Origin of the sequence: Clostridium nigeriense (genome assembly GCF_050585245.1) — a bacterium.
Lineage (GTDB): Bacteria > Bacillota > Clostridia > Clostridiales > Clostridiaceae > Clostridium > Clostridium nigeriense_A.
Genome location: NZ_JBNOOF010000013.1, coordinates 61,175 through 67,387, shown reverse-complemented (window position 1 = coordinate 67,387; position 6,213 = coordinate 61,175). Strand labels below are relative to the sequence as shown.

6 protein-coding genes and 5 tRNA genes are annotated in these 6,213 nt (G+C 29.3%); 2 read left to right on the top strand and 9 right to left on the bottom strand.

The window, feature by feature from the left end:
• The 8 genes from ACQPUY_RS16185 to rph form a co-directional block, all read right to left on the bottom strand.
• A tRNA-Gly gene (locus tag ACQPUY_RS16185) sits at nt 1-74 on the bottom strand.
• A 15-nt stretch (nt 75-89) separates the two neighbouring features.
• A tRNA-Pro gene (locus ACQPUY_RS16180) sits at nt 90-165 on the bottom strand.
• 6 nt (nt 166-171) lie between these two features.
• Nucleotides 172-248 (bottom strand) — tRNA-Arg (locus ACQPUY_RS16175).
• Nucleotides 249-324: 76 nt separating this feature from the next.
• Nucleotides 325-398 (bottom strand) — tRNA-Gly (locus tag ACQPUY_RS16170).
• A 15-nt stretch (nt 399-413) separates the two neighbouring features.
• Nucleotides 414-489: transfer RNA gene (locus ACQPUY_RS16165), tRNA-Pro, on the bottom strand.
• 152 nt (nt 490-641) lie between these two features.
• Nucleotides 642-1,118, bottom strand: coding sequence for a YfcE family phosphodiesterase (locus ACQPUY_RS16160; protein WP_430842829.1), 477 nt, complete (start codon nt 1,116-1,118; stop codon nt 642-644).
• Between the two features lie 9 nt (nt 1,119-1,127).
• Nucleotides 1,128-1,739 carry an XTP/dITP diphosphatase gene (locus tag ACQPUY_RS16155; RefSeq protein ID WP_430842827.1) on the bottom strand — a complete coding sequence of 204 codons (612 nt, stop codon included), beginning with the start codon at nt 1,737-1,739 and terminating at the stop codon, nt 1,128-1,130.
• A 3-nt stretch (nt 1,740-1,742) separates the two neighbouring features.
• A complete protein-coding gene (gene rph, locus ACQPUY_RS16150) occupies nt 1,743-2,489 on the bottom strand; it encodes a ribonuclease PH (RefSeq protein ID WP_430842825.1) in 747 nt (248 codons plus the stop codon).
• Between the two features lie 123 nt (nt 2,490-2,612).
• On the opposite strand from rph, the gene ACQPUY_RS16145 reads away from it, so the two are divergent.
• A complete protein-coding gene (locus ACQPUY_RS16145; protein ID WP_430842823.1) occupies nt 2,613-4,166 on the top strand; it encodes a hypothetical protein in 1,554 nt (517 codons plus the stop codon).
• Nucleotides 4,167-4,188: 22 nt separating this feature from the next.
• Here ACQPUY_RS16145 and ACQPUY_RS16140 read toward each other — a convergent pair whose 3' ends face one another.
• Entirely contained in the window at nt 4,189-5,691 is a 1,503-nt protein-coding gene (locus ACQPUY_RS16140; protein WP_430842821.1) for an ABC transporter substrate-binding protein, read from the bottom strand.
• A gap of 161 nt (nt 5,692-5,852) precedes the next feature.
• On the opposite strand from ACQPUY_RS16140, the gene ACQPUY_RS16135 reads away from it, so the two are divergent.
• Entirely contained in the window at nt 5,853-6,110 is a 258-nt protein-coding gene (locus ACQPUY_RS16135) for a hypothetical protein (RefSeq protein WP_430842819.1), read from the top strand.
• The last annotated feature ends 103 nt before the right edge of the window (nt 6,111-6,213 follow it).

The window sequence follows — 6,213 nt, the reverse complement described above, 5'->3', positions numbered from 1 at the left end:
TGGAGCGGGTGATGAGAATCGAACTCACGTAACTTGCTTGGAAGGCAAGGGCTCTACCATTGAGCTACACCCGCATATTAGGTTTTAAATGGTCGGGGTGACAGGGATTGAACCTGCGACCTCATGGTCCCAAACCACGCGCGCTCCCATCTGCGCCACACCCCGAGATTATGGTGCGTGTTAAGAGATTCGAACTCCTGGCCCACGCCTTAGAAGGGCGTTGCTCTATCCAGCTGAGCTAAACACGCATATTCTCGTAAAGAACATAAACTATTTTATATCATCATTGTCTACTTGTCAATACTTTTTTTTAAAACCTTTTATTGGAGCGGGTGATGAGAATCGAACTCACGTAACTTGCTTGGAAGGCAAGGGCTCTACCATTGAGCTACACCCGCATATTAGGTTTTAAATGGTCGGGGTGACAGGGATTGAACCTGCGACCTCATGGTCCCAAACCACGCGCGCTCCCATCTGCGCCACACCCCGAAGCTTTGATATCTCTCAGCGACAATGTTTATTCTACAATAGGAATAGCAATCCGTCAATATATTTTTTTAAATAATTTTAATATAAATATTAGTTTTTTATATAAAACATAAAATTACTACAATAAGAAAACGGATTGCCTGGCTATATTGCTATATTTCCTTTATATATAACTTAGGTTCTTTATCTTGAAATATCTCAATAAATCCCATTGTTCTCTTTGCTGCTCCATAAGGAAAAGTTATACTTCCTGGATTCATTATTATTAATCCATCGTATTTATTTATAATAGCCTTATGAGAATGTCCAAAAAGTACTATATCTGCTCCAACTTCTTTTCCTTTATAAAATATAGTATTATATTCATTCTTTACATTATACATATTTCCATGAGTTATAAATATCTTCTTTTCAATTACTTCAATTATTCTTTCAGAAGGGTATTCACTTGAAATATCACAATTTCCTCTAACAGCATAAATTTCTCCATTAAAATATCTTTCTAAAAGTTTAGTATCTGGAGCTCCATCTCCACAATGTAAAATTATATCCACATCATTAAGATATTTTTTTACTTCATTAATAGAAGAAGCTTCATAGTGTGAATCACTAATTACAGCAATTTTCATTTTCTCCTCCTATAATAACTCTTTTATAATTTCTTTAACTTTTTCTAGTGCAACTCCCCTATGAGATATTTTATTTTTTTCCTCCATAGTAAGTTCACCAAAACTTCTATTTAATGGTTCATAAAAGAATAATGGATCATATCCAAATCCTCCATGTCCTTTCTCTTCTTCCAGTATATATCCCTCTACAGTTCCTCTTAAAGTTCTGTATTCATTTTTATCACTTATAAGAGCTAACTGACATACGAATCTAGCTTTTCTATTTTCATTACTAACTCCAGATAAATTTAAAAGTAGCTTTTCATTATTCTTTTTATCATTTCCATGCTCACCAGCATATCTTGCTGAAAAAACTCCTGGTTCTCCATTTAAATAATCAACTTCTAAACCAGAATCATCTGACATTACTATAAAGTTGTTTTCACCTTTTTTTATTAATTCTTTATATATTTCCACACTCTTCTTTTTAGCATTATCTTCAAATGTTAAACCATCCTCTTCTACATCTATATCTAACCCCATATCTTTTAAGAATAAGACTTCAATAGGGAGATTAGCTAAAACTTTTTTTATTTCTTTTATTTTTCCTTCATTATTACTTGCAATAACTAGCTTCTTCATATATTATTTTCCCCCAGTACCTATCCATAAAGCATCCATTTTTAAAGCATCCTTTTGTATTTGAACCATTTGCTTAATTCCTTTTTGTGCTAAGTCTAATAAATCATTTAATTCATTTCTATTAAAAGGAGATTCTTCTCCTGTTCCTTGTATCTCTATGAATTCACCTTCATCTGTAGCAATAATATTCATATCAACCTTGGCATTAGAATCTTCTTCATAGCACAAATCTAATATTTTCTCTCCATTAAGTATTCCTACACTTGTCGCACTTACAAACTTTCTTATAGGATATACTTCAAAAGGCTTCTCTTTATGAAGCTTATTTACTGCATCAACTAATGCCACAAAAGCTCCTGTTATAGAAGTAGTTCTAGTTCCACCATCTGCTTGGATAACATCACAATCTATCCATATAGTCTTTTCACCTAATGCTTTTAAATCCATTACAGATCTTAAAGCTCTTCCTATTAATCTCTGAATTTCCATAGTTCTACCATCAATCTTAAGTCTAGCTATATCTCTTACTTTTCTAGTTCCTGTAGATCTTGGTAACATATTATACTCAGCAGTAATCCAACCTTCACCTTGCCCCTTTAAGAAGGGTGGTACCTTATCTTCTATTGAAGCTGTACATATAACCTTCGTATCTCCAACTTCTATTAATACAGATCCCTCTGCATATTTTGTATATCCCCTAGTAATTTTAGTTGCTCTCACTTGATCATTTTTTCTTCCATCTATTCTCATGATATTACCTCCAGTCTTAATATTATAAAAATTTATGCACTATTTTAATACTAAACTCATATTATTAATATGAGGATTAATGAAGAGGTGAAGAATTTGCGATATATAGGACCATATTTTAGAATGAATAAGCTATCTCATAAAGAAATTAACGGCCAACTTTTTCACTTATCAAAAGAGGCCATAAGAACCTTAGTTCTAGAGTCAAAATGCGGATTAATTGATTCTGTTAAAAATTACAAAAAATTATCATCCTCCATTGATATTACCACATCTACCAATTTTTCTCCACTACTATGTATATATAGAAAATCTTCTCCTAATTATATTCATAGTAAAAATTACAATGGGTTTGATGAAGAATCTTTTAAAAAAGATATATCACCAGGAACTAATGCGCTCTTGACTGCAAGTATACTTAATTTATCTACTTACTATTATAGATTTAAAGATGTAGATAAAAAACTATATTCCTATTCAAAAATATATAAAAAACTTTCAAGAAAACAGCTTGAGTTTTATTCAGTTAACCTTAGAAATAATGAGGGTATTTTCACTGAAAAAAAGAACTTAGCGGAAAATAACTATAAGGGCTTTAATCTTGTAGATAAAGATAATAAATTTAAGTTTTCCGACCAAGCTTTTATGATGGTTTCCTATAACCTATACTCAATATTATACCCAGAAGATGAAATTTCAGCAGATTATAATAACTTTTCCCTTGAAATTCTTGAAACTCTTAATGAATTTAAAGAAAATATTTATAATTGCTCCTTTGAAGAAATATGCAAAATTCTTCTTGCAATAAATATATTCTATAACAATTGTAAAAATAATAATGCTGAAATATTAATTATTGACTTAACAGATTTTCTAATTAATAAATTTGATGAAAAAGACTACTATGTTGATGCTTTAGATTTCACTTCGCTTTTTGCAATAAATTTAATGTTATCATTTAAACATACTCAAATGATTACCTTTAATGAAAAAGCTAAAGAGATAATTAAAAAATTAATAGCTTTATATGATGATGATAAAGAAACTTTTCTAAAACTATCTAGTAAAAAAGAGTTAAAATATACTTGCTTCGATATATCCTTTTATTTTTTAGCATTATTTATGTATTCTAATGAAGATAGTAGAGAAAAAGAATATAAAAATATGATTTCTTCATTATACAGAAAATATCTGGTTAATTCGGGAATAATCACATCATGGCCTGAAGCACCTACTCTAGATGATGCTGAAAGATATAGAGGATTAACATTTAGCTCATCAGATATGTTAGATGAAAATTTCTTTAAGATGGCTAACACATCATCTCCTTCAGGACTTGGTATAGCACCAATATTTAGAAGAAATGTTTCTTATTCTAGGAAGAAAAATGTATTTTCTTCTTCTAGTTCATCTTTTGATAGTTACAAAAACATCTTTATATATCAATTAATTATATTTTTATTTAAAGATGATTTTATGTTAGAAACAAATATACTTAATCAATCCCTTGAATATAGAGCCAATGAAGATGATTATATAGAAGATGACTCTCTAGAAGACAATGAGACTATAGAAATTGAGACTATAGAAATTGATAGTAATAAAGACTCAGATACTAATGATAATTCTAGAGATAATAAAGGCCAAAAAGAAAATAATTCAAATATAAAATCATAAAGACTGAGTTAATTCTCAGTCTTTATGATTTTTCTATATTGCTAAAATCAATATTTCCATTTCCATCCATAGCAAGATTTTTAATTTTCTTATTAATAGCAATATTATCATTATAGAAAAGTACTGGAAGAACTCTATAATTATTAAATATATCTTCTTCTATACTTAAAAATATTTCCTGTCTTTCTCCCTCAGTTTTAGCCGATGATAGTTTTTCTTTATTACTATCATCTAAAAAATTCAATAAGTTATTATAAATAGATCCATCATTAGATAAAGTTAAATCGCCTTGAATAATAGCCATATCATAATAATTTGATCCATCAATACTATCTAATTCATCTTTAGTAATTAAGTCATAAACTAAATAAATATCAGTATTATTTTCAAACCAAGCTGATAAATATTCACAAATCTCTTTATTTTCGCTACCTTCTTCTGCAACTATATGTAAAACTTCAGGCTCAACCCATTCTTTCTCTTCCGTACTCATTACTTTTCTAGCTTGAAGTTTTGCTAGATCTTCTTTATCGTCTCTGAAATAACTTCCCTCTGCAAGTTCGATATAAATACTATTTCCTAATTGGTACTCCTCGAAAGCTTTATTTATCAGCCTATAAGCCTCTCTTCTTCCATCTACTTGTAATACATCTTCCTTTGTATTAAATGCTAAGAACATAGTTTTATTTGACTTCAAACTAATTAATCGCCCTTCAGAATTAAGTCTACTTAACTGACTCTTTGGTGGGTTGATAACTATATCTCTTCCCCCTACCTCAAAAGATGCCATAGCTATTTCTTCACCATCATCTGAAATAATTTTTATTTTTTCAGCTATACTAGAAGAAGTCTTATCATTTCTCTTTAGGCTTACTTCTGACATATTCATATCTTCAATGCTATAATATCCTGAGTATATTAAATCACTATAATTTTTTTGGATATCTTCCCATAACAAAACATTTTTTCTTACTCTATATTGGGGCGTAGTCATCTCTTGAATAAATTTATCATCAGCAGAGTTTAATCTGAAAACTATATTATCTTCACCAAAACTTATTCCTACATCTTCCGTAAATGAACCTTCACCACCTCTAAAAACAGTTGCTCCATATACATTTAATAAAGCTGCTATATTCTCTTCATTTTCTTCTGTCAATATTTCTCTAAAGAATGTTGCAATATCTCTCGGGGTTATTCTAGTTCCGTCACTCCAATATATATCACTTCTTATTTTAAAATCATATTCCAATCCATCTTCTCTAACTTCAACGCTTTCAGCTAAAGATGGCTGTATTTCATTATTTTCATCTAACTCCACTAATCCTCTACTAGTTGCAGTAATTATATCTTGAGATCTTTTATCCAGACTACCAACCGCTTTAAAATCAGTCGGTATATTAGATACTGAATATATAAGCTCAGCATCATTATTTTTAACATTTGGACTTGAAACATCTATAAAGCCTATTAGAAAGCTAACCACCAATGCAGTTGATACTAGCGTTATTATTAATTTCTTCATATATACTTCTCCTTATAGTTAGTATCTTCTAGAATTATATCCATAAAAATAGTTAAGTAATCAAAATCTTTATACTTTTCTAGTGATTAAATAAATTTATATAAAAAATCACTTTCATATATGCTATAATATTGGTAGTTAAATTTTGGAGGAGTATTAATATGGATTTAGCAGTTCAAATTTTTCAAATAGTTTTTTATGGTATTGGAGCTCTATTTATGATTACTTTTGCTATCATAGGAATATGGGGTTTTATAATATTTAATAAATACTATAAATCTAAAAGAATTGAAAATTACCTACTTGAAAAAATTTATCAGTCTATAAATCATATATCTTATAAAAATAATAGTTTTCTTAATGAAAATTCTGATGAGAATGTAACCGACATAGATAACTTACTAGATGATGAAGAATAGAAAAATGCACCTATTAAATTTTGCTTATTCTATGGCTATTATATAAGTCATCTCAAAGTTTAATAGTACATTTGAAAACTAAAGAAAGGAAAGTATAAATAAT

Excerpts from the sequence above, each read along its gene's own strand:
- ACQPUY_RS16160 (WP_430842829.1), bottom strand. The coding sequence starts at position 1,118 with ATGAAAATTGCTGTAATTAGTGATTCACACTATGAAGCTTCTTCTATT.
- ACQPUY_RS16155 (WP_430842827.1), bottom strand. The coding sequence starts at position 1,739 with ATGAAGAAGCTAGTTATTGCAAGTAATAATGAAGGAAAAATAAAAGAA.
- rph (WP_430842825.1), bottom strand. The coding sequence starts at position 2,489 with ATGAGAATAGATGGAAGAAAAAATGATCAAGTGAGAGCAACTAAAATT.
- ACQPUY_RS16145 (WP_430842823.1), top strand. The coding sequence starts at position 2,613 with ATGAATAAGCTATCTCATAAAGAAATTAACGGCCAACTTTTTCACTTA.
- ACQPUY_RS16140 (WP_430842821.1), bottom strand. The coding sequence starts at position 5,691 with ATGAAGAAATTAATAATAACGCTAGTATCAACTGCATTGGTGGTTAGC.
- ACQPUY_RS16135 (WP_430842819.1), top strand. The coding sequence starts at position 5,853 with ATGGATTTAGCAGTTCAAATTTTTCAAATAGTTTTTTATGGTATTGGA.